This window comes from Neisseria sp. P0004.S004 (genome assembly GCF_051963335.1).
Classification (GTDB): Bacteria; Pseudomonadota; Gammaproteobacteria; order Burkholderiales; family Neisseriaceae; genus Neisseria.
The window spans coordinates 143,666-166,508 of sequence record NZ_JBQCUK010000004.1 but is presented as its reverse complement, the minus strand read 5'-3'; the positions used below and the strand labels follow the sequence as shown (position 1 = coordinate 166,508).

Here is a 22,843-nt window from a genome sequence, read left to right as displayed (position 1 = left end):
CCATGCTTTCACCCGAATTGGAACACATCCTGCAACTGCTCTACCGTGAAGCACGCAACGCGCGTTATGAGTTTATCAGCTTGGAACACCTGCTTTTGGTGCTGATAGAAGAAGATGCGGCTGTGCCGAACGTCTTGAAACTGTGTGGTGCGGATTTGAAAGTCCTGTCTGAGCAGCTGGCCGCCAGTGTTGCCGAAAATACGCCGCAAATTCCCGATCATCTTCTGGATACGGTCGAAACCCAGCCGACATTGGGCTTCCAACGCGTCATCCAACGGGCAATGGTGCATACCCAGTCTGCCGGTAAAGCCTCAGTAGAGCCTTTGGATATTTTGGTTGCCATGATGAGCGAATCCGAAAGCCATGCCGTTTATTTCCTCAAATTGCAATCCATTACGCGCTTTGAAGTCTTGCGTTGCATTGCCCATGGCTCACCCGATGACGAAGACGGCAATGATTCAGACGGCCTGGGACGTGAGGGCGAAGAAGCGGAACAAAAAACCGGCTCACTTTCCGACTACACCGTCAACCTCAACGCCGAAGTCAAAGCCGGCCGCATCGACCCCTTAATCGGCAGAAAACACGAAATGGAAAGGCTGGTACAAATCCTGTGCCGCCGCCGCAAAAACAATCCGCTTTTGGTCGGCGAGGCCGGCGTGGGCAAAACCGCACTGGCGGAGGGTCTGGCACATCAAATCGTCAACGGCGACATTCCCGATGCGCTGAAAGAAGCCGAAGTGTACGCGCTGGATATGGGTTCGCTTTTGGCGGGCACGAAATACCGCGGCGACTTTGAAGCGCGGGTCAAATCCGTCTTGAAACAGCTCGAAAAAATCCCGCACGCCATTTTGTTTATCGACGAAATCCACACCATCATCGGCGCGGGCAGTACCAGCGGCGGCACGATGGACGCGTCCAACCTGCTCAAACCCGCGCTGGCGAAAGGTTCATTGCGCTGTATCGGCGCGACAACTTACGACGAATACCGCACCATTTTCGACAAAGACCACGCCTTAAGCCGCCGCTTCCAAAAAATCGATGTGGTCGAGCCCACCGTCGCCGAAACCGTGCAAATCCTGCGCGGCTTAAAACCAATGTTTGAAGATTTCCACCAAGTGCGCTATACGCAAGGTGCACTCGAAGCCGCCGCCGAACTTTCCGCCCGCTACATCAACGAACGTTTCCTGCCCGACAAAGCCATCGACGTGATGGACGAAGCAGGCGCGGCGCAACGGATTTTGCCCAAATCCAAACAGAAAAAAGTCATCGGCAAAGCGCAAATCGAAACCGTCATTGCCAAAGTTGCACGGATTCCCGAAAAAACCGTATCGCACGACGACAAACAAGTGCTGCAATTCCTCGGCCGCGATTTGAAAAACATGGTTTACGGTCAGGAAAATGCCATTGATGCGTTGGTTGCCGCCGTCAAAATGTCGCGCTCCGGCCTTGCCCTGCCCGACAAACCCATAGGCAGCTTCCTCTTCTCCGGCCCGACCGGCGTCGGCAAAACCGAAGTCGCCAAACAGCTTGCCTACTCAATGGGCGTACCGCTGCAACGCTTCGATATGTCCGAATACATGGAACGCCACGCCGTATCGCGCCTCATCGGTGCGCCGCCAGGCTACGTCGGCTTTGAACAAGGCGGTCTTTTGACCGAAGCCGTCAACAAACAGCCACATTGCGTGTTGCTTTTGGACGAAATCGAAAAAGCCCACCCCGACATTTTCAACGTCCTCCTGCAAGTCATGGACGCAGGCAAACTGACCGACAACAACGGCAAGAGCGCGGATTTCCGCAACGTCATCCTGATTATGACCACCAACGCAGGCGCGGAAAGCCTCAGCCGCCCCAGCCTCGGCTTTACCGCCAAACGCGAACGCGGCGACGAAATGCAGGCGATCAACAAACTCTTCACGCCCGAGTTCCGCAACCGTTTGGATGCGATTATCCCGTTTGCCCCATTGTCCGAACCCATCATCGTCAAAGTCGTGGACAAATTCCTGCTCCAGCTCGAACACCAGCTCCTCGACAAAAAAGTCGAAGCCGAATTCACGCCGGCATTGCGCAAATATCTGGCAGAAAAAGGTTTCGACCCGCAAATGGGTGCACGCCCGATGAACCGCCTGATTCAGGAAGAAATCCGCAAACCGCTCGCCGACGAACTCCTGTTCGGCAAACTCGCTGACGGCGGCTTCGTGCGGATAGACTGGGATGATACAAAAGAAGAAGCTGTGTTGAAGTTTAAGAAAAGCAAGGTCAAACCTGAAACAGAAACTGTTTAACCGACTGAAAAATAAAAAGGCCGTCTGAAATTTCAGACGGCCTTTTTATTTCAATCAAAAATCTGATTTACAAAACGGATTTAACAGTAGCAACCACATTGTCTACGGTAAAGCCGAATTCTTTGAACAGCAAGTCAGCAGGTGCAGACTCGCCGAAGCGGTTGATACCGACCACGGCACCGTTCAAACCAACGTATTTATACCAACCATCGGCATGTCCGGCTTCTACAGCTACGCGTGGCAAGCCTTCCGGCAGAACGGCGGCTTTATAGGCGGCATCTTGGCGGTCGAATACATTGGTAGAAGGCATGGAAACAACGCGCACGGCAATACCTTGTTCTGCCAATACTTTTTGCGCTTCCAGAGCCAATTCAACTTCAGAACCAGTTGCGATCACAACAGCTTGTGCATTGCCTTGAGCTTCACTGATTACGTAAGCACCGCGTTTAATGTCGTTCAACTGTTGCTCATCACGCGCTTGGAATTTCAGGTTTTGACGGCTGAAAATCAGGCTGGACGGATGATCGGCCGCTTTAACGGCTTCAGACCACGCTACCAAAGATTCAACAGTATCGCATGGACGCCATACATCCATATTCGGAATCAGGCGCAGAGTGGCAGTTTGCTCGATAGGTTGGTGGGTCGGACCGTCTTCGCCCAAACCGATGGAATCGTGGGTGAACACAAATACAGGATTGATTTTCATCAGTGAAGCCATACGCAAGGCATTACGCTCGTATTCGCTGAACATCAGGAAAGTCGCGCCGAATGGTTTCACACCGCCATGCAGGGTAAGGCCGTTCATGATTGCGCCCATGCCGAACTCGCGCACACCGTAGTGAATGTAGTTACCGCCGTGTTCGCGGGTAACGGAAACGCTGTTTGACCAGTCAGTCAAGTTGGACGGGGTCAAGTCGGCAGAACCGCCCACCAATTCAGGTAGCTCTTTTGCCAAGATTTCAATGCTGTTTTGGCTGGCTTTACGGGTGGCGATGGTTTCGGCTTTGGCGCACACTTCTTTCAATGCAGCTTGAACATAAGCGTCAAAGTTTTCAGGCAGTTTTTTATCCATACGGCGCACAAATTCTGCGGCTTCGGCAGGATATTTGGCTTGATATTGAGCGAAGAGCTCGTTCCATTCAGTCTCAAGTTTTGCGCCTTTTTCTTTTGCATTCCATGCGGCATAGATTTCTTGCGGAATTTCAAACGCAGGATATGCCCAACCCAAATGTTTGCGCGTGGCTTCGATTTCGTCCGCGCCCAAAGGCGCACCGTGGGTTTTGTGGCTGCCCTCTTTGTTGGCGCTGCCTTTGCCGATTAAGGTTTTGCAGCAGATGAGGGACGGTTTGCCGGTTTCGGCTTTGGCTGCTTCAATGGCCGTCTGAATGGCATCGGTATCATGACCGTTCACATTTGGAATCACATGCCAGCCGTAGCTTTCAAAGCGTTGCGGGATGTTTTCGGTAAACCAGCCGTCCACTTTACCGTCAATGGAAATATTGTTGTCATCATATAAAACAATCAGCTTGCCCAAGCCCAAAGTGCCGGCAAGCGAACAGGCTTCATGCGATACGCCTTCCATCATGCAGCCGTCGCCCATAAAGACGTAAGTGTGGTGATCAACGATGTTTAAGCCGTCTTTATTGAATTCGGCAGCCAAGATTTTTTCGGCCAAAGCCATACCCACTGCGTTGGCAATACCTTGTCCCAACGGGCCGGTCGTGGTTTCCACGCCGTCGGTGTAACCGTATTCGGGGTGGCCGGGGGTTTTACTGTGCAATTGGCGGAAGTTTTTCAAGTCTTCGATGGATACATTGTAGCCGGTCAGGTGCAACAGGCTGTACAGCAGCATGGACGCGTGGCCGTTGGAGAGGATGAAACGGTCACGGTTGTAGAATTTAGGATTGGCAGGGTTATGGTTGAGGAACTTCGTCCACAATACTTCCGCCATTTCCGCCATACCCATAGGTGCGCCGGGGTGGCCGGAGTTGGCTTTCTGTACGGCATCGACTGAGAGGAAACGGATTGCGTTTGCCAGTTGAGACATGGTTTGACCTTCCTTGGACAAGATTGGAAATATGAAAAAAGGTGTACCGATTATCGCCTGAATCAGCCGTGCTTTCAAGGATGGCTTTTGATATTCGCTTTGTCAGACGGCCTGTTTCCACTCGGTTGCCCGAAACAGACAGGATAGATGATATTAACTGTTATTTCGTTTTGAAACAGTGCTTTATATATTTTTATCGTGTAAATAGCAAATCACTATAAGTTTGTACACAAGCTGAACCGTAAACCTTTGAATACCGCCCTTTTCAGACGGCCCTACATCAAACGGCCGCAAGGAATCCGTTGTTAAGACGAAGTCCTTCTTTTGCTTTGAATAGAGTCAAATGTTATGATTTGTATGCACGCGAAAGGCCGTCTGAAAATATTCACATCCAACTACTACCATGACAACAGGCTTGTGTGCACTTCATCAAGGAACACTGAAATGTCACCAGAAAACCAAGCTGAAAACACCACACCCTCAACAGAAAAAACAGCAAAAGCCACTGCGCCCAAACCTTCCAAACCCAAATCCAGCGTGATTCAAATCCATCCTGAAGGCGAACGCATCCATCCCAAAAAGGCGGAAGGACGCTTTGCCAAACTGCGTATCGCCGCCGTATTGGCGACCCAGTTTGTATTTTACGTTATTCCATGGTTCAACTGGAGCGGCCGTCAGGCGGTTTTATTCAATATTCCTGACCGTCATTTCTTCATTTTCGGACTGTCACTGGGCATGGGCGATTTGATTTACCTTGCCTTGCTGCTGATGATTTGCGCATTCGGATTGTTTTGGTGGACAACCATTGCCGGCCGTTTGTGGTGCGGCTATTCATGCCCGCAAACGGTTTACACCGAAATTATGCTGTGGATTGACAACTTGGTCGAAGGCGATAGAAACAAACGCCTAAAACTGGAAAAATCGCCGTGGAATTTCACCAAAATCCGCATCAAAGCCACTAAATACCTGCTGATTTTCCTTGTCTGCGCATGGACAGGCATTACCTTTGCCGGCTGGTTTGTCCCGATCCGCCAGTTTGTTCCTGATTTGTTTACCGGAGCAGCAGGCGGCGGCGCGATGTTTGCCGCAGCGTTTTACGGATTCATGACGTTCTTCTTCGCCCACATCATGCGCGAAAAAGTTTGTCTGCATATGTGTCCGTATGCACGTTTCCAAAGTGCAATGTTTGACAAAGACACGCTAATTATTTCTTACGATACCGAACGCGGCGAACCGCGCGGCGCACGCAAAAAAACCGCCAACAAAGAAGACAGCGGCTTGGGCGACTGCATCAACTGCACCATGTGCGTGCAAGTCTGCCCCGTCGGTATCGACATCCGCGACGGTTTGCAATACCAATGTATCGGCTGCGCAGCGTGTATCGATGCCTGTGACGAAATCATGGACAAAATGGGCTACGAGCGCGGCTTGATCCGTTATACGACCGAAGGCGCGTTGGAACATGAATACCCTGAAAGCGACATCAAAAAACGCTTGAAACGTCCGCGCGTAGCCGGTTATGGCGCAGTACTCCTGGTGGTCATCATCGCCTTCCTGGTCGGCATTTCCACCCGAAAAATGGTCGAAGTCGATATCCTGAAAGACCGTGGCGTCATGGTTCGCGAAAACAGCCAAGGCTGGTTGGAAAATGCCTATAACCTGCGCATTATCAACAATAGTGAAAACGAACAACTGATGACTGCAACCGTCAAAGGCTTTGATGAAATCGCGCTGACCGGCCTGCCTGAAAACGGTATTAAAATTGCGCCGCGGGAAACCGTTACCATCCCAGTACAGGTATCTACCATTCCCGAATACGCCGACAAAGGCAGCCATCCGATCGAATTTACCTTTACCTATCGCGAGACCGGCTCTGCCGACTCCAAACCGACTACTTTAGAAGAAAAAGCAACCTTTATCGGAGAATAAACGGTGTCCCCACAACCCCAAATCAAACCTTGGTACAAACATATTTGGCCCTGGGTGCTGATGGCCGGCCCCATCTTCGTCGTTATCGCCAGCGTTTCCATGTTCTTCGTCGCAAAAGAACACACGACAGACTTGGTGTCTGACGATTACTACAAAGACGGCAAACACATCGAAATCCAACTTCACCGCGATGAAGAAGCCGTTAAACGGCAAATTCAGGTGCAGGTCTTAATCAGTCCGGATATGAACGCCGCCAAAGTATTCGTCAGCGGACAATTCGATACCAAACAGCCATTAAACCTATTGTTGATGCACCCGACACGCAAAGCCGATGACCAAACCGTCAAGCTGCGCGCCGTAACAGCCGAGCCACAAAACGGCCGCATGGAATACGAAGCCGTCTTTAAGCCTTTACGCCCAACCAACCATTGGTACTTGCGCGTTGAAGATGCTTCAGGCGTATGGCGTGTTGAAAACAAATGGATAGTCAGCCAAGGCAATGCAGTCAACCTGACACCCATGGACAAATTGTTCGACAACGGCAAACAAGCCGCTTCAACAGAACAATAAATCCCGACCCAGGCCGTCTGAAACCTTTCAGACGGCCTGAAATCTTCATACCCTCTTATATTTATTCTCTTCCAAATATGATTTTTTCCGATTGGCGCAGACTGACCGAAAACGAAGTCCGCATGGCAAAACAAGTTTTTTCGGACAGCATAGACTTCCACCGCATCAAAATATATCGCGGCATTCCGCTTCTACCCAACGCCAATACCGCCATTGCGCCCAATGGAAACATATACTTTCCGCGTAAACACTGCCCAGAAGATTTCACTCAAGCCGGCATAGCCTACAAAATTTGGCTGATTCATGAGCTGACACATGTCTGGCAACACCAGCGCGGTCACAAAGTTTGGCTTTCCGGCCTATTCATCATGCTCAAAGGCGGATACAGAAAACGCAAAGCTTACGCCTATCCCATCCCCTTACCCCACATTAACCAATTAAATATCGAACAGCAGGCAGACCTTATTGCCCACTATTTCGCAGCTACTTTTCTACCCAAAAACATTTACACTCCGCAACAGCCTATTTTTCAGACGGCCTTAGCAGATTTTCTTCACGACCCACACGACAAAAATCTATGCCCGAGATACTTGTCGGCAAAAAAACAACACTTCAAAAAGCAGAGTGAACAAATAAGCTATAATGAACAACCCGACACATCATCCAAAAGATCCCAAACCATGCCTTGGAACATACCTATTTTACTTACCTGGATGCGCGTCCTATTAATCCCCGTGTTCACCATCCTATTCTATTTACCGAACACATGGATTCAACCACAAACCGTCAACTGGACAGCCGCCATCATCTTTGCACTTGCCGCTATTACAGACTGGTTCGACGGCTTTTTGGCACGCCGCTGGAAACAAACTTCCGACTTTGGCGCATTCCTCGACCCCGTTGCCGACAAACTCATGGTCGCAGTTGCCCTGCTCCTGCTCGTCAGCCTTGGCAGGACATACGCCATCTTCGCCATGATTATCATCGGCCGGGAAATTACCATTTCCGCCTTGCGCGAATGGATGGCACAAATGGGCAAACGCGGCAGCGTTGCCGTGGCAACCATCGGCAAATTCAAAACCACTGCCCAAATGATCGCCATCTTCCTTTTGCTTATCGGCACAGACAAATATAACGATCCTTTCTATCTCATTGGTAACATATTGATGTTTATAGCATCTGTATTGACCATCTGGTCAATGTGCTACTACCTGAAAATGGCATGGAAAGAATTCAAATAAATTTTTTAAAAAAATAAAAACAAAACACTTGACGCACACGATTAAATCCATAATAATTGCGTCTTCTTCGATATACGAAGCAACAAATATCAGAGCGGGAATAGCTCAGTTGGTAGAGCGCAACCTTGCCAAGGTTGAGGTCGCGAGTTCGAGACTCGTTTCCCGCTCCATTAAATCATGCATCCGAATACGCGGGAATAGCTCAGTTGGTAGAGCGCAACCTTGCCAAGGTTGAGGTCGCGAGTTCGAGACTCGTTTCCCGCTCCAGTTTAATTTCAGATGCACTCAAATGCGGGAATAGCTCAGTTGGTAGAGCGCAACCTTGCCAAGGTTGAGGTCGCGAGTTCGAGACTCGTTTCCCGCTCCATTAAATCATGCATCCGAATACGCGGGAATAGCTCAGTTGGTAGAGCGCAACCTTGCCAAGGTTGAGGTCGCGAGTTCGAGACTCGTTTCCCGCTCCAGTTTCATACTACAACACTCAAACGTAGTTTTGGCGAGATAGCAAAGTGGTTATGCAGCGGATTGCAAATCCGTCTACGCCGGTTCGATTCCGACTCTCGCCTCCATCCCTTTCATGGCGGGGTGGCAGAGTGTTTATGCTATAAGGGGTGCAACCCTTATACAGGCCGGTTCAAATCCGCGCCCCCGCCTCCAATTTCTCAATTTACTGTCTACGCCCGGGTGGTGAAATAGGTAGACACAACGGACTTAAAATCCGTCGGCCCTAAACCGGCCGTGCCGGTTCGATTCCGGCTCCGGGCACCAATAAATATCTGAATTTATTCAAAAACCTAAGATTCTAAATTTCTAATTGACAGCTTATTTGTAAGGCTGTCTTTTTTGTTTGTGCCTGATTTGTGTCAAATGTGACAAGCTCCTGCAAAGGCCTCAGACTATGACAGTGAGGGAAACTGGCAACATCTGAAAGAACATCAGTTGCTGGACGGCATTATGCGCAAAGCCCACCGCAACCGTCCGCTGACGGAAGCGCAAACCAAACGTAACCGATATTTGTCGAAGACCCGTTATGTGGTCGAACAGAGCTTCGGTACGCTGCACCGTAAATTCCGCTATGCCCGGGCAGCCTATTTCGGGCTGATTAAAGTGAGTGCGCAAAGCCATCTGAAGGCGATGTGTTTGAACCTGTTGAAAGCGGCTAACAGGCTAAATGTGCCTATTGCTGCCTAAAAGGTGGCCCGGATGCCTGATTAATCAGGTATCCAAGGTGGATTAAGGGGGTATTTGGGTAGAATCAGGAATAATTAGGGGCGAAAAAAGCCGAAAATTTGTGTTTGAATTTCGGCTGTTGGGAGGAAAAGGAATTTTACAAAGGTCTCATTTTAAAATTTCCCAAAATGATAAGGCCGTCTGAAAATCTTTTTTCAGACGGCCTTATCATTCAAATCAGAAAGACTTAAACCAAGTTCTCCAGCATCCATTTCACGTAACGGCTGACGCCTTGTTTTACATCCAAAAATTCTTCTTTATACCCGGCTTCGCGCAGCTTGGTAATATCCGCTTGAGTGAAGCTCTGATATTTGCCTTTAAGTGCATCGGGGAATGGGATATAGCGAATAAGCTCTTCTTCAACCAACTCTTTCAAACTCATTTCAGGCTTGCCTTCGGCTGCACGGCAGGCGTTGACGGTGGCAGCGGCAAGTTCGTTAAACTGTTGGCTGCGGCCTGTACCGAGGTTAAAGATGCCTGAAAGCTCAGGATGATCGAAGAAGTAAAGGTTAACTTTGGCGACGTCTTCTACACTGACAAAATCGCGGGTTTGTTCGCCGTTGCCGTAGCCGTCATTGGCACCAAACAGGTTAACATAGCCGTGTTCGCGGTATTGGTGGAAATGGTGGAAGGCAACGGATGCCATACGGCCTTTATGTTGCTCTTGTTGCCCGTAAACATTGAAGTAACGGAAGCCGACGACTTGGGCGGTCAGGCCTTCTTTCATGCGACGGCGCAATACTTGATCAAACAAGAATTTAGAGTAGCCGTAAACATTGAGTGGTTTTTCCAGTTCGCGCTCTTCGCGGAAGATTTCGCCTTTGCCGTACACGGCGGCGCTGGAAGCATAAAGAAACGGAATACGTTCGTCCTGACACCAGTCCAAGAGATCAAGCGTGTACTGATAGTTGTTGTCCATCATGTAGAGGCCGTCGTGGTTCATGGTGTCGGAACATGCGCCTTGATGGAAAACCGCTTCGATATTATCGTAAGGCAGAAGATGGCCGCGCACTTGACGGATGAATTCGTGTTTATCGAGATAATGGGCAATTTCACACTCGGCAAGGTTTTTAAATTTTTCGCCTTTGCTCAGATTGTCGACGGCAACAATGTCGGTAATACCGCGCTGGTTAAGTGCTTTAACGATGTTACTGCCGATAAAGCCGGCCGCGCCTGTTACGATAATGGTCATAATGAGTTTCCTTTATTTTGATTTTTCAGACGGCCTTGAAGTAATCATGCCGTCTGAAAATAAAAACTTTTCTGTCTGGTTTATTTTCCAACTCTATTTTCAGACGGCATTTAGAATTTTAAGGCCGTCTGAAACAATCATTATTGCTCTTCCAATGCATTGGTCAATTCGGCAAACGAGCAAACCGCCGTACCAAGTTTTGCCACGACAACGCCTGCCGCCGTATTGGCAAGGTGCATCGCTTCGGGCATGGTATAGCCTGCCGCCAAACCCAAGCCCACTCCGGCAATAACGGTATCGCCCGCACCGGATACATCATAGACTTCTTGAGCCCGTGTAGGCTGATAAATCGGCTCGCCCTCATTGAACAGGGTCATGCCCTCTTCGCTTCGGGTCAGCAAAATCGCATTCAAATCAAGATGACGGCGCAAGTTTTGAGCTTTTTCGGTCAAATCGTTTTCGTTTCTCCAGCTGCCCACCACTTCTTTCAATTCTGCACGATTCGGCGTAATCAGCGTAGCGCCGGCATATTTTTCGTAATCGTCGCCTTTAGGATCGATTAAAACGGGTTTACCGGCCTGCTTCGCCCAATCGATCATATCGGAAATATGCGACAAACCGCCCTTGCCGTAATCTGAAAAAATAATGGCATCGTATTCAGGCAACACTTCACGATATTGATGCTTGATTTGTTCCAATACCTCACGATGAGGCGACTCTTCAAAATCAAGTCGGATAAGCTGCTGATTACGGGCAACAACGCGCAGTTTGACAGTAGTCGCAATTTGCTTGTCACGCATCAGATAGGAAGAAACACTGTCTTGCGCCATCAACGCATCCAGTGCATCTGCAGCTTCATCATCGCCGGTAACGGACAACAGCCCTGCTTTACCGCCCAATGAGGCGATATTGCGCGCAACGTTTGCCGCTCCGCCCGCCCGCTGGTCGATACGGGCGATTTTCGCCACCGGCACTGGGGCTTCAGGAGAAATACGGGACACATCGCCAAACCAATAACGGTCGAGCATCACATCGCCGACAACCAGGACTTTTGCTTGTGCAAAACGGGATTTGAGGGTTTCTTGTTGGAACTTGGTGGGCATTTTGCCTCCGTTGTGTTTTTTTTCAGACGACCTCAACCTGTAAGGTCGCCTAAAAATCAGTTTGCTTCAAGGTTTACCACGCGGTTCACTTCGCGCAATACGGCTACCGGATCGGCAGCTTTGGTTACCGGACGGCCCATTACCAGATAAGTCGATCCTGCCGCCAATGCTTCGGCCGGTGTCATGATGCGGCGTTGATCGTCATTATTACCGGCAACGTCCAAGCGGATACCCGGTGTGACCAAGACGAAATCTTGTCCCAATTCACGACGCAATGGTGCGGCTTCTTGAGCGGAACATACCACGCCGTCCAAGCCCGAACTTTGCGCCAGTTTCGCCAAGCGGATGACTTGTTCTTCAGGGGCGATGTTTAAACCGATTTCGGCCAAGTCGCTTTGTTCCATGCTGGTCAACACGGTTACACCGATCAAAAGCGGCTTGGTGTGATATCCGGCAACGGCTTCTACGGCGGCTTCCATCATGCGGCGGCCGCCCGATGCGTGCATATCGACCATCCAAACGCCCATATCGGCGGCAACTTTGCATGCCTGCGCAACGGTGTGGGGAATATCGTGGTATTTCAAATCGAGGAAAAGTTTGAAACCTTGATTGATTAAGCTTTCTGCCAAACTGCGGCCGGTCGCGGTAAACAGCTCTTTGCCGATTTTGATTTGACACAATGTCGGGTCAAGGTTGCGGACAAATCCGAGCGTGTCTTTTTCGTTGGCAAAATCAAGGGCGACGATGACGGGAGTGCGTTGTTGCTGGGTTTGGAAGTCGGAGATTAAGGGATTCATAAGATGCCTGCGGATAAACGGTTATAGCTTCGATTTTAACAGCTTTTGTACACAAAAGACCGTCTGAAAGTATTTTTTCAGACGGCCTTTTGATTTTACTTTGGCAAAACTTATTTGCCCAAACCTTTCAATACTTCGGCTTTCACGGCTTCTACCGGCTGAGTGCCGTCAACTTTGATGTATTTCGGCGCGTGTTCGCCTTCCAGTTTGCTGTAGAAATCAACCAAAACTTCGGTTTGCTCGTGGTAAACAGCAAGGCGTTTTTTCACGGTTTCTTCTTTGTCGTCGTCGCGTTGAATCAAATCTTCGCCGGTTACGTCGTCTTTGCCTTCGACTTTAGGTGGATTGTAGGTAACGTGGTAAGTACGGCCGGAAGCCAAATGCACGCGGCGGCCGCTCATGCGGTCGACAATCACGCTGTCGGGTACGTCGATTTCAACGACTGCGTCCAAATCCACGCCTGCTTCCACCATCGCTTCGGCTTGTGCCAATGTGCGGGGGAAACCGTCAAACAGGAAACCGTTTTTGCAGTCGTCTTGGGCGATGCGTTCTTTCACCATGCCGATGATGATGTCGTCGCGCACCAAACCGCCTTCATCAATAATTTTTTTTGCTTCCAAACCCAGCGGGGTACCTGCTTTGATGGCCGCGCGGAGCATGTCGCCGGTAGAAATTTGAGGAATGCCGAATGCGGCGGTTATGAATTGGGCCTGAGTGCCTTTGCCTGCGCCGGGTGCGCCCAACAATAATACTTTCATGATGAGTCCTTCTTGGTTTATGGATTTGATGTTTGTTTAATTCTACACGCCTTGCGTTTATCGTTCAAAACTTCAGACGGCCTGCTCTGCGCCAAAGTGCTGCCACGCATCATCGCGCATTTCGATAAACCAGCTGTCTTCGGGGAAGCGTTCCAATGCGTCTTTCAACGTGGAAAGTAGGTTTTGGGACAAGGCTTTTGCCAAATATTCTTCCTCGTTGGCTTCTGCCGCTTTGTCCGGCTGTTGCGCCAAACCGAGGGCGCGTGTCCGATGGCCGTGTGCCAGATAGTTGAGCGCAATCACTTTTTGTGCCCAAAGCTGGGGAATATCGGGGCTTTCCTGCAACAACACCGATAAAATCGATACAGCGACCGCCAACCGTCCGCCGGTCATGCGCAAATCTAAAGACTGGTTGGGCGGCAGGGTGCTGAGCATTTCTGCCATGCGAAACCAAAATTCGCCGCTGGCCTCATCGGGCGCGGCTACTTTCAACATTTCGTAGTTGAACTCTTGATCGTCGTCTTTGACCAGCAAAGCAACATCGGCAAGCAGTTTTTGTTCGTCACGGCTCAAATGGCGGAAATCATTCATATCTTTTCCTTTCAGACGGCCTTAAGCTTTAAACGCAACACGCACTCTGTCCAAATCTTCCTGCGTATCCACACCGGCAGCAGGCGCTTCTTGGGCAATTTCAACGGCAATCGGATAACCGTGCCACAGGACACGCAATTGTTCCAGCGATTCGATGGTTTCCAAAGGAGAAACATCCATTTCGGAATAGCGTTGCAGGAAACCTGCACGATAGGCATAAATGCCGATATGGCGCAAAACGGCTGTTTCAGAAGGCAATTCGCGTTTTTCGGCGCGCATGGCGTCGCGCGGATAAGGAATCGGAGCGCGGCTGAAATAGATGGCGTTGCGGTTTTTATCGAGGACGGCTTTGACAACGTTAGGATTCATAAACTCGTCAAAATCGTGCAATTCATGGGCGGCCGTCGCCATTTGCACATTGTTTTCAACCAAAACTTCAGCCGTACGGTTGATGAGTTCGGGATCGATTAAAGGCTCGTCGCCTTGTACGTTCACAACAATCAGATGCTGCGGCAGTTTCAGCGTATTGGCCGCTTCGGCAAGGCGCGTTGTACCACTTTCGTGTTGATTGGAGGTCATGACCACTTCGACACCATGCGCCTGACAGGCCGTCTGAATATCGGGATGGTCGGTGGCAACGACAACACGCGCAGCCTCACTTTTTGCCGCCTGTTCGGCGACGCGTACAACCATCGGTTTACCGTGAATATCGGCCAAAGCCTTGCCCGGCAGACGTGAAGAATCCAACCGCGCCGGAATCAATACGACAAATTCGGTCATGCTTTCAGTTCCTCTTCGCTCAACGCTCGTGCTTCGTTTTCCAGCATATAAGGGATGCCGTCTTTAATCGGATAAGCCAGCTTCGCCTGACGGCTCCACAATTCCTGTTTGTCTTGATGGTATTCGAGTTTGCCTTTGGTAACAGGACAAACAAGGATGTCTAAGAATTTTTTTTCCATGGGGGTTACTTTCGGGTTTGGTGGTTTAGCAGAACTTGATGCGCTCACATTGACGAAAATTGCTGCGCTCGTTTTCAGACGGCCTCAAGCGGCATCATTTTTTCCGTGCCGTTTTCTTTGTTTGCCGTGTACAGACTTGGTCAGGATTTTTGCCGCCACACATAATCTGATGAATTTCTCGAATTAAGTCTTTGTCATAACCTGATTTTTCATATTTTTCATTAATAATGTTTATTATCGGGCCCATCGTTGTCTCAAGATAGCGCGGCATTTTATTGAGTATCGATTGCCCCACTGTCGTACCGTAAAAGTCAATCAATGCGTTGACTTCTTCCTGAGTATAAACCGTCTTTATGCCATCCAACGTCGCTTTATGTAACTGGGCACGCACTTGCGGTGTATTAATTTCAGCAATCAATTGAGTTGTATATTTCTTTAAGACCGCTTCCAACTGAGGACGTTTGTCTTCCGGCGCATTTTTCAAAAAATCCTGTATCTTTGGATCAGAGAGCACAATCCCCTCGACACTTTGGAAGGTCTGATCCAACAGGGCATCCATCTTCTGTACTTGATACAAACGCTCCAGCGACTCATCGCTAGGTGTAGCGGCAAATGCATTGGCACACAAGACCAAAGCAGTAAAAGGCAACAATAAAGTTTTCAATTTCATTTTTTCTCCTTTTTAAGGCTTAGGGGAAATGGCAACAATAGTAAGCAGCAATTTTTTCAGGTTCATAAATTTCCTTATTATTAAAGGCAAACCACAACAAGGAATCAATTGATTTCAGACGACCTGCCGGGAATCTTCCAGCCGTTCCAACACGAACGCCGCCAAGTCAGGCTCAATTATCGCACAAACAGGCAACACCCATACATGATTCAGATTAAGGCCGTCTGAAAACTTGACCGCATCTTTCTCCGTAATAATGACCACATCCGCATTGGGCAAGTCTGCCGCTGCGATGTCGGCATGGTCGGGCAGTGCAACGGTTTGGTTCAAGGTGATACCCATGTTCCGCAGCGAATCGAAAAAACGCTCCGGCTTGGCGATACCGGCGACGGCGGCGATGGTTTGATTTCCCAAACCCGCAAAATCCAATTTTTCAGACGGCCTGTTCAAACGGTAAATCTGCCCTGTTTCAATATGGCTGGCAAGCATATTTTCAGACGGCTTAAATGCCGCATCTGCTTTTCCGCCGCTGACGACGACCGCATCAACGGAAGCCAATCGAGACAAAGGTTCGCGCAAGCTGCCGTTGGGCAGTAAATCTAAATTGGTGCGCCCTGTATCTGCCGCAGGAAATACGGCAATTTCCATATCGCGTTGCAAGGCATAATGTTGCAAACCATCGTCGGCCACAATCAATTCAAGCTCCGGATATGCCGCAAGCAATGCCCTGCCTGCTTCTGCACGGCTGCTGCCTACCGCCGTCGGCGCACCGGTTTGGAGAAACAGCAATAAAGGCTCGTCGCCTGCATCTGCCGCGCTGCTGGCTGTATTCAATACATGAACCGCCTTGCCCTTGCGCCCGTAACCTCGGCTGATGATACCGACCTTAACGCCCTTTTTCTGCAAACCCGACACCAGCGCGGCGACTATCGGCGTTTTCCCTGTTCCGCCTGCATGGATATTACCGACCACCACCACTGGCACAGGCAATTTTTCGCTTTTCAGACGGCTTGAAACAAAATCATCGCGCCGTTTCGCCACAATTTTGGCAAACAGCTTGGACAATGGTTTTAACAGCAAAGACAAAAACGGATTAGGGGATTGCCAATGGCGTTCAATAATTTGGTGGAGTTTGGGCATACGCACGGCTTTTGAAGCGAAAATCAAACGATAATATAACACAAGCCTGCCCGGACAAGGCCGTCTGAACATGCGGCTTTGATAATATTAAAACAAAGGACGCAAGTTTCATAAAAACGAATACAACGAATCGCCCTAAAACCCTTATAATTCAGCTTTCCCCAATTTTTCTGTTTCGCAATGTCCGAACTCTTCACACCCTCCTCCATTTCCGTATCCGAACTCAACGCCCTCGCCAAAGCCTTGCTGGAAGACCATCTCGCAGGTTTATGGATTGCCGGCGAAGTATCCAATCTGACCCGTGCCGCCAGCGGACATTATTATTTCTCGCTTAAAGACAGCCGCGCGCAGGTACGTTGCGCGATGTTTAAGGGTGCAGCCATGCGTTTGGCGAAGCTTTTGAAAGAAGGCGACCATATCGAAGTATCAGGAAAAATCAGTATTTATGAAGCGCGGGGCGAATTTCAAATTACCGTGAACGAGGTGCGGCTCAAAGGCTTGGGGCAGCTTTACGAAGCCTACGAGCGGCTGAAGGCGCAGTTGCAGGCGGAAGGCGCGTTTGCGGCGGAACGCAAGAAATCTTTGCCTGCCCGCCCTCAATGTATCGGCATCGTAACCAGTCTGGCGGCAGCGGCATTGCGCGATGTCGTTACCACCTTGAAACGCCGCGCGCCTGAAATCCCCGTTATCGTTTATCCGACGCCCGTTCAAGGCACAGGCAGCGAGTTGCAAATTGCCCAAGCGATTAAAACCGCTTCGCAACGCGCCGAATGTGACGTGCTGATTGTCTGCCGTGGCGGTGGCAGCATTGAAGACTTGTGGGCGTTTAATGAAGAACCGGTCGTGCGTGCCATTGAGGCCTGCGCAATTCCCGTTGTCAGCGGCGTAGGCCACGAAACCGATTTCACGCTTGCCGATTTTGTTGCCGACGTACGCGCTCCGACCCCGACCGGCGCGGCAGAACTGGTCAGCCCCAACCGCCAAGAATCGTTACACCGTCTTGCACAGGCGCAAGGCCGTCTGAAAACCGTTTTGGAACAACGCTATTTCGATGCCAGCCAAAAGCTCGACTGGCTCGCACGGCAAATCCGTCATCCGCGCCAAAAACTTGACGAGCAACGCGCTTCAATCAGCAAACTGGCACAAACCCTGTCCTACTCGATGACGCAAAACTTCCGTGCCCATACCGCCCGTTTTGAACGCCAAATCCAAACCCTGAAACATTGCCGTCCTGATGTTTCCGTTTACAAAAACAACATCGACCGCTTTCAGACGGCCTTGTCGCATTCCTTCCGCCAGCTGCTCGCCCACCGCCGTCAAAGCCTGACCGCCCAAGCCGCATTGCTCGAAGCCGTCTCGCCTCAACATATTCTGGAACGCGGCTTCTCGGTCGTCAAAAACACACGCGGACAAGTCATCCGCAATGCCGATACGTTGAAACAAGGTCAAAAACTGCACATCACTTTTGCCGACGGCGAAACCGACGTACGCGTGACCAAAGAGCAGGCGCAGGGCGAGTTGTTTGACTGACGCAATAAAGGCCGTCTGAAACTTTATGCTGATGAAGTGAAACTACGATTGCCTTTTAAAAATCCTTAACCTGCCAATGCGGTATAATGCCTCATCTGCACCCGCAGCATATACGGAAACATTATGGACAACTCACAAAATACAGAAAATCCGATTCCACCGCGCAACTCCATCCGCAAAAACAGCATTTACCTGCTGCCCAATTCCTTTACCATCGCCGCACTGTTTTGCGCGTTCTTCGCCATCACCCAGTCCATGCACGGACGTTATGAAACAGCGGCGATTGCAGTTTTCCTTTCCATGCTGCTCGACGGTATGGATGGACGCGTGGCGCGGCTGACCAACAGCCAAAGCGCGTTCGGCGAACAGCTCGACAGCCTTGCCGATATGGTCAGCTTCGGCGTCGCGCCTGCCCTGATTGCCTACAAATGGCAACTTTGGCAGTTTGGCAAAATCGGTTATTCCGTCGCCTTTATCTACTGCGCCTGCGCCGCCCTGCGTTTGGCACTGTTCAACACGCTTATCGGCAAAGTCGACAAACGCTGGTTTATCGGCGTACCCAGCCCGACCGCCGCTGCGTTGATTGTCGGCCTGATTTGGGTCAACCACAGCGTCGAACGCTTCCCAAACGTGCATTGGTGGGCATTGGGTATCACCCTGTTTGCCGGCATTTCCATGATTGTGCAGATTCCGTTTTGGAGCTTCAAAGAAATCAACATCCGCCGCCAAGTGCCGTTTATGGGCATGGTGTTGGCCGTATTGATTCTGCTTTTGATCAATTGGGAGCCTTCGCTCGTCCTCTTCCTATTCTTCCTCGGTTACAGCTTGTCCGGTTATGTGATGGCAGTCATCCGTTGGTTTAAAAAACGCCATAAATCACACAAACACGACAAGGCCGTCTGAAATGTGGTCTTGGGACATCATCCTTGCCCTGCTCGCCGTCGGCAGCGCGGCAGGCTTTATTGCCGGACTGTTTGGCGTAGGCGGCGGCACGCTGGTTGTCCCCGTTGTCTTATGGGCATTGCAACTGCAAGGCGTAGGCAACCACCCCTATGCCCAGCATATCGCCATCGGCACTTCCTTTGCCGTCATGGTGTTTACCACCTTCTCCAGCATGTATGCCCAGCATAAAAAACATGCCATCGATTGGGCAACCGTCCGCCGGATGACGCCGGGCATGATACTCGGCGTCCTCCTCGGCGCAGTAACGGCAAAATATATGCCGACGCTGGCTTTGCAGGTTTTCTTTATTGCATTTCTTACCCTTATCGCACTCAAAACCCTACGCGATTCCAAACCCACACCTTCACGCACCCTGCCCACCCTCCCCGGCCTGACAGCCGCAGGCACGCTTTTTGGTGCGGCTTCAAGCTGGGTCGGTATCGGCGGAGGTTCGCTATCCGTTCCATTCCTACTGTATTGCAACTTTCCGGCGCACCGCGCCATCGGCACATCTTCAGGCCTGGCGTGGCCGATTGCAGTTGCCGGCACCATCAGCTATTTTGCCAACGGTTTGCCTATTGCCAACCTGCCTGAAGGTACGGCAGGCTTTATCTATCTTCCGGCCGTAGCCATTTTGAGCATTGCCACCATCCTCTTTGCCCCGCTCGGCGTTAAAACGGCGCACAAGCTGCCCGCCCGAAAACTCAAAATCGCCTTCGGTATTATGTTGCTGCTGATTGCCGCCAAAATGACTTGGAATTTGATACATTAAATCTTTCTTGTGAAACAGGCCGTCTGAAAATCTTTCAGACGGCCTGTTTCATAGCAATAAAAACAAACTAAATTAAATCTTTTTCCCTACCCGATTTGCCCCATTGCAAAGACGGCCAAGCGCCATATCGCCCATCCTGCCACCAATAATCCGGCGCACAAACGAACCATGCGTTTTTGCAGAAAGGTTTTCAACTGCGCTGCAAATATGCCCATCGCGAGCAGGTTCGGCAAGGTCCCCAATGCAAACGCCAGCATATACAGTCCGCCATGCAAGGCATTGCCGCTGCCTAAAGCATACAACGACGCGCTGTACACCAAACCGCAAGGCAGCCAGCCCCAAAGCACGCCCACGCCGAAACAGGCAGGCACCGATTTAATCGGCAGCAATTTGTTCAGCAACGGATTCAGGCGTTTCCATATCGGTTTGCCGATGCCTTCGATTTTGGTTGCGGCAGTCGAAATACCGGCAAGATACAGACCGAGCAAAAGCAGCAAGACATTGGCGACAATATACAAACCGTTTTGAACCGCGCGCGTATCGTCCAAGGAAATGCCGACCTGCCCGACCAAGCCGACCAGAAGGCCAATGACGACATAGCTGCTGATGCGCCCCAAGTTCAACAATACAATCAGCCCGATTCGGTTTAAATGCGGCGGCAGCTGCAAAGCGAATGCGCTGCTCAATCCGCCGCACATGCCGACGCAATGCGTTCCGCCAAAAAAGCCGAGCAGAAAAAGAGTAAGAAATGTGATTTCTTGATTCATGGTTTTTAATGATTCAAACGAATGGATGAGGCCGTCTGAAACTTTTCAGACGGCCTTGAGAATGAAGGACAGGCTTTTCCGCCCACCCTCTTCACGCTTTAGAAAAGCAATTAACTGCGTGCGCGTACGTCAAATGCCTGACGCAAACCTTCGCCGATCATAACCAGCAAAAGCAACATCACCGTCAGCGTAGCAACGGCAGACAGACCGATCCACCATGCGTCCAAGTTGTCTTTGCCTTGCGCCAGCAACTCGCCCAAGCTCGCCTGTGAGGCAGGTACGCCCAAGCCCAAGAAGTCCAAACTGGTCAGGGCAAGTACGGCACCGGAAATACGGAAAGGCAGGAAGGCCAATACCGGCGTCAAGCTGTTGGGCAGGATATGGCGCCACATGATTTCACGGTTGCTCACGCCCATCGCGCGCGCCGCCAAAACGTAATCGGTCTGACGGTTTTTCAAAAACTCGGCGCGGACATAGTCGGACAAGCCCATCCAGCCGAAAAGCGACAGCAACACCAGCAAAATCAACAGCCCCGGATTAAAAAACGAAGACAGGATAATCAAGAGGTACAGCTCCGGCATACCGCCCCAAACCTCGATAAAACGCTGCATCAAAAGGTCGGTTTTACCGCCGAAATAACCCTGCACCGCGCCTGCAACCACGCCGATTACGGTAGTTACTACCGTCAACACCAAGGCAAACAGCAGCGAATCGCGGAAACCGTAAACCAAGCGCGCCAACAGGTCGCGGCCGCGGTCGTCCGTTCCCAAGATATGCCGTTCGGACGGTTTGGCCGGATCGGGGGCCGTATCGAAATCGTTCAAGGTATCGGCATCGTAAGGATTGGGCAGATACAGGGCGAAATTGCCGTCTGAAGTGATGTTGTGGCGGATAAGCGGATCCAAATAATCCGCAGGCGTATCGAAATCGCCGCCAAATGCGGTTTCGTTGTATTCAGTTACCAAAGGGAAGAAATACTCGCCCTGATAGCGTATCCACAAAGGTTTGTCGTTGCTCCACAAAGGCGCAAGCAAGGTAACGACAAACAAAACGGCCAAAATCCGCAAAGCCAGCCAACCGCGCTTATGCTGCTTAAAAGCCTGCCAAGTAGGGTTTGAAGTAGATTTTTTCTTTTTCATGGTTCGAAACATTCTTTAATAATGGATTGAAGATATTTTCAGACGGCCTTATTTCTGTCCGCCAAAGTGAATGCGCGGATCGACCCACGAATAAGAAATATCCGACACCAATTTAGCCAACAACCCCATCAGCGTGAACACATACAACGTGCCCATTACGACAGGATAATCGCGTTTCATCACTGCCTCGTAAGACAGCAAACCCAAACCATCCAGCGAGAACAGCGTTTCAATCAACAGGCTTCCGGTAAAGAATGCGCCGATAAATGCGGCCGGGAAACCGGTAATCAGAGGAATCATGGCGTTGCGGAAAATATGTTTCCACAAAATCTGTTTCTCAGGCAAGCCCTTGGCCCGCGCGGTATAAACATATTGACGGCGGATTTCTTCAAGGAACACGTTTTTCGTCAATACGGTCATCACCGCCAAATTGCCTGCCACCGAAGCGGTAATCGGCAAGGCCATATGCCACAAATAATCTTTGACTTTACCGGCCCAAGAGAGCGTATCGAAATCATCGCCCACCAAACCGCCCTGCGGAAACCAGGCAAAAAAGCTGCCGCCGCCAAACAACACCAGCAACACCAAACCCAAGACAAACGGCGGTACGGTATAGCCGACCAAAATAATCATGCCCGTAATCGTATCGAAACGGCTGCCATCCCTGACCGCCTTGGCAATACCCAACGGAATACATATCAAATAAGTCAGGAAAAATGTCCACAAACCCAAACTCATCGATACCGGCATTTTCTCTTTCACCAATTCAAATACGGTTTGGTGATGGAAAAAGCTCTCGCCCAAATCGAAACGGGCGAATTTCCATACCATATCGGCAAAACGCGTCAAAGGCGGCTTGTCGAAACCGTATAAAGCATTCAGCGCGGCCAAATCCTCCGCACTGATGCGGTTGCCGTTTTTGGCCAAAGTTCCGGGCATACTGTGTCCCGCCGTTTCGCCGCCAACCGCGCCCTGCGTCAGCTGCTGAACCATCTGCTCCACCGGGCCTCCGGGAACAAACTGAATCACGGCGAAAGTAATCGCCAAAATCCCCAACAGCGTGGGAATCAAAAGGAGCAAACGATGAAAGATATAACGCCACATGGTTAAGTGTTCCTCTATTTTTTTGATTTGAAGGCCGTCTGAAACCGCTTGCTTCAGACGGCATTATCGTAACGGATTAA

Annotated in this window: 20 protein-coding genes, 7 tRNA genes and 1 pseudogene; 15 read left to right on the top strand and 13 right to left on the bottom strand. The window is 50.4% G+C overall.

From position 1 onward, the window contains the following. The first annotated feature begins 2 nt into the window (after positions 1–2). On the top strand, positions 3–2,282 hold the full coding sequence (gene clpA, locus ACTHRY_RS04955) for an ATP-dependent Clp protease ATP-binding subunit ClpA (protein ID WP_049323472.1): 2,280 nt from the start codon (positions 3–5) through the stop codon (positions 2,280–2,282). A gap of 67 nt (positions 2,283–2,349) precedes the next feature. On the opposite strand, the gene tkt is transcribed toward clpA, so the two are convergent. Beyond that, a complete protein-coding gene (gene tkt, locus ACTHRY_RS04950) occupies positions 2,350–4,329 on the bottom strand; it encodes a transketolase (RefSeq protein WP_049323474.1) in 1,980 nt (659 codons plus the stop codon). A 444-nt stretch (positions 4,330–4,773) separates the two neighbouring features. Here tkt and ccoG point away from each other — a divergent pair, with 444 nt between their 5' ends. The 11 genes and pseudogenes from ccoG to ACTHRY_RS04895 all read left to right on the top strand — a co-directional run. Beyond that, positions 4,774–6,258: a cytochrome c oxidase accessory protein CcoG gene (gene ccoG, locus ACTHRY_RS04945; RefSeq protein ID WP_049323475.1), complete on the top strand. Its 1,485-nt coding sequence runs from the start codon at positions 4,774–4,776 to the stop codon at positions 6,256–6,258. 3 nt (positions 6,259–6,261) lie between these two features. After that, positions 6,262–6,828, top strand: a complete 567-nt coding sequence (locus tag ACTHRY_RS04940; protein ID WP_003746123.1) for a FixH family protein — start codon at positions 6,262–6,264, stop codon at positions 6,826–6,828. Between the two features lie 680 nt (positions 6,829–7,508). Further along, the gene (pgsA, locus tag ACTHRY_RS04935) at positions 7,509–8,069 is read left to right on the top strand and encodes a CDP-diacylglycerol--glycerol-3-phosphate 3-phosphatidyltransferase (protein WP_003679552.1); all 561 of its coding nucleotides are present in this window, start codon (positions 7,509–7,511) and stop codon (positions 8,067–8,069) included. Positions 8,070–8,163: 94 nt separating this feature from the next. Next, positions 8,164–8,239, top strand: a tRNA-Gly gene (locus ACTHRY_RS04930). Positions 8,240–8,260: 21 nt separating this feature from the next. Continuing rightward, positions 8,261–8,336, top strand: a tRNA-Gly gene (locus ACTHRY_RS04925). Positions 8,337–8,360: 24 nt separating this feature from the next. Next, positions 8,361–8,436 (top strand) — tRNA-Gly (locus tag ACTHRY_RS04920). A 21-nt stretch (positions 8,437–8,457) separates the two neighbouring features. Continuing rightward, a tRNA-Gly gene (locus tag ACTHRY_RS04915) sits at positions 8,458–8,533 on the top strand. 31 nt (positions 8,534–8,564) lie between these two features. After that, positions 8,565–8,638: transfer RNA gene (locus ACTHRY_RS04910), tRNA-Cys, on the top strand. Positions 8,639–8,648: 10 nt separating this feature from the next. Further along, positions 8,649–8,726: transfer RNA gene (locus tag ACTHRY_RS04905), tRNA-Cys, on the top strand. Between the two features lie 21 nt (positions 8,727–8,747). After that, positions 8,748–8,837, top strand: a tRNA-Leu gene (locus tag ACTHRY_RS04900). A 129-nt stretch (positions 8,838–8,966) separates the two neighbouring features. Next, positions 8,967–9,260: pseudogene (locus ACTHRY_RS04895) on the top strand (transposase); the annotation flags it as partial. 226 nt (positions 9,261–9,486) lie between these two features. On the opposite strand, the gene rfaD reads toward ACTHRY_RS04895, so the two are convergent. The 9 genes from rfaD to lpxK all read right to left on the bottom strand — a co-directional run bounded on the left by rfaD (position 9,487) and on the right by lpxK (position 16,509). Next, positions 9,487–10,491, bottom strand: coding sequence for an ADP-glyceromanno-heptose 6-epimerase (gene rfaD / locus ACTHRY_RS04890; protein ID WP_049323572.1), 1,005 nt, complete (start codon positions 10,489–10,491; stop codon positions 9,487–9,489). 140 nt (positions 10,492–10,631) lie between these two features. Then, a complete protein-coding gene (gene rfaE1, locus ACTHRY_RS04885; RefSeq protein ID WP_053088396.1) occupies positions 10,632–11,594 on the bottom strand; it encodes a D-glycero-beta-D-manno-heptose-7-phosphate kinase in 963 nt (320 codons plus the stop codon). A gap of 56 nt (positions 11,595–11,650) precedes the next feature. Next, positions 11,651–12,391 carry an orotidine-5'-phosphate decarboxylase gene (gene pyrF / locus ACTHRY_RS04880; RefSeq protein ID WP_049323571.1) on the bottom strand — a complete coding sequence of 247 codons (741 nt, stop codon included), beginning with the start codon at positions 12,389–12,391 and terminating at the stop codon, positions 11,651–11,653. A gap of 110 nt (positions 12,392–12,501) precedes the next feature. Beyond that, positions 12,502–13,149, bottom strand: a complete 648-nt coding sequence (gene adk / locus ACTHRY_RS04875) for an adenylate kinase (RefSeq protein WP_003682888.1) — start codon at positions 13,147–13,149, stop codon at positions 12,502–12,504. A gap of 72 nt (positions 13,150–13,221) precedes the next feature. After that, complete coding sequence (locus tag ACTHRY_RS04870; protein ID WP_049323568.1) at positions 13,222–13,740, bottom strand: hypothetical protein; 519 nt, start codon at positions 13,738–13,740, stop codon at positions 13,222–13,224. 21 nt (positions 13,741–13,761) lie between these two features. Beyond that, positions 13,762–14,520, bottom strand: a complete 759-nt coding sequence (gene kdsB / locus ACTHRY_RS04865) for a 3-deoxy-manno-octulosonate cytidylyltransferase (RefSeq protein ID WP_049323566.1) — start codon at positions 14,518–14,520, stop codon at positions 13,762–13,764. Continuing rightward, entirely contained in the window at positions 14,517–14,699 is a 183-nt protein-coding gene (locus tag ACTHRY_RS04860) for a Trm112 family protein (RefSeq protein WP_003746098.1), read from the bottom strand. The genes kdsB and ACTHRY_RS04860 overlap by 4 nt, the downstream gene beginning before the upstream one ends. Positions 14,700–14,793: 94 nt before the next feature. Continuing rightward, complete coding sequence (locus tag ACTHRY_RS04855) at positions 14,794–15,369, bottom strand: DUF2059 domain-containing protein (RefSeq protein WP_049323564.1); 576 nt, start codon at positions 15,367–15,369, stop codon at positions 14,794–14,796. A gap of 114 nt (positions 15,370–15,483) precedes the next feature. Then, the gene (gene lpxK / locus ACTHRY_RS04850; RefSeq protein WP_049323563.1) at positions 15,484–16,509 is read right to left on the bottom strand and encodes a tetraacyldisaccharide 4'-kinase; all 1,026 of its coding nucleotides are present in this window, start codon (positions 16,507–16,509) and stop codon (positions 15,484–15,486) included. A 180-nt stretch (positions 16,510–16,689) separates the two neighbouring features. Between lpxK and xseA the strand changes: the two genes are divergently transcribed. From xseA to ACTHRY_RS04835, 3 genes are all read left to right on the top strand, one after another. After that, positions 16,690–18,039, top strand: coding sequence for an exodeoxyribonuclease VII large subunit (gene xseA / locus ACTHRY_RS04845; RefSeq protein WP_049323560.1), 1,350 nt, complete (start codon positions 16,690–16,692; stop codon positions 18,037–18,039). Between the two features lie 123 nt (positions 18,040–18,162). Further along, entirely contained in the window at positions 18,163–18,942 is a 780-nt protein-coding gene (gene pssA / locus ACTHRY_RS04840) for a CDP-diacylglycerol--serine O-phosphatidyltransferase (RefSeq protein WP_003746086.1), read from the top strand. Position 18,943: 1 nt separating this feature from the next. Next, positions 18,944–19,753: a sulfite exporter TauE/SafE family protein gene (locus ACTHRY_RS04835; RefSeq protein ID WP_049323558.1), complete on the top strand. Its 810-nt coding sequence runs from the start codon at positions 18,944–18,946 to the stop codon at positions 19,751–19,753. Positions 19,754–19,839: 86 nt separating this feature from the next. Here ACTHRY_RS04835 and ACTHRY_RS04830 read toward each other — a convergent pair whose 3' ends face one another. From ACTHRY_RS04830 to ACTHRY_RS04820, 3 genes are all read right to left on the bottom strand, one after another. Beyond that, positions 19,840–20,520 (bottom strand): sulfite exporter TauE/SafE family protein, encoded by a 681-nt coding sequence (locus tag ACTHRY_RS04830; RefSeq protein WP_049323557.1) that lies wholly within the window; start codon positions 20,518–20,520, stop codon positions 19,840–19,842. Positions 20,521–20,630: 110 nt separating this feature from the next. Further along, complete coding sequence (locus ACTHRY_RS04825; protein WP_049323555.1) at positions 20,631–21,671, bottom strand: ABC transporter permease; 1,041 nt, start codon at positions 21,669–21,671, stop codon at positions 20,631–20,633. Positions 21,672–21,707: 36 nt separating this feature from the next. After that, positions 21,708–22,763, bottom strand: a complete 1,056-nt coding sequence (locus tag ACTHRY_RS04820; RefSeq protein WP_003746080.1) for an ABC transporter permease subunit — start codon at positions 22,761–22,763, stop codon at positions 21,708–21,710. Positions 22,764–22,843 lie beyond the last annotated feature (80 nt).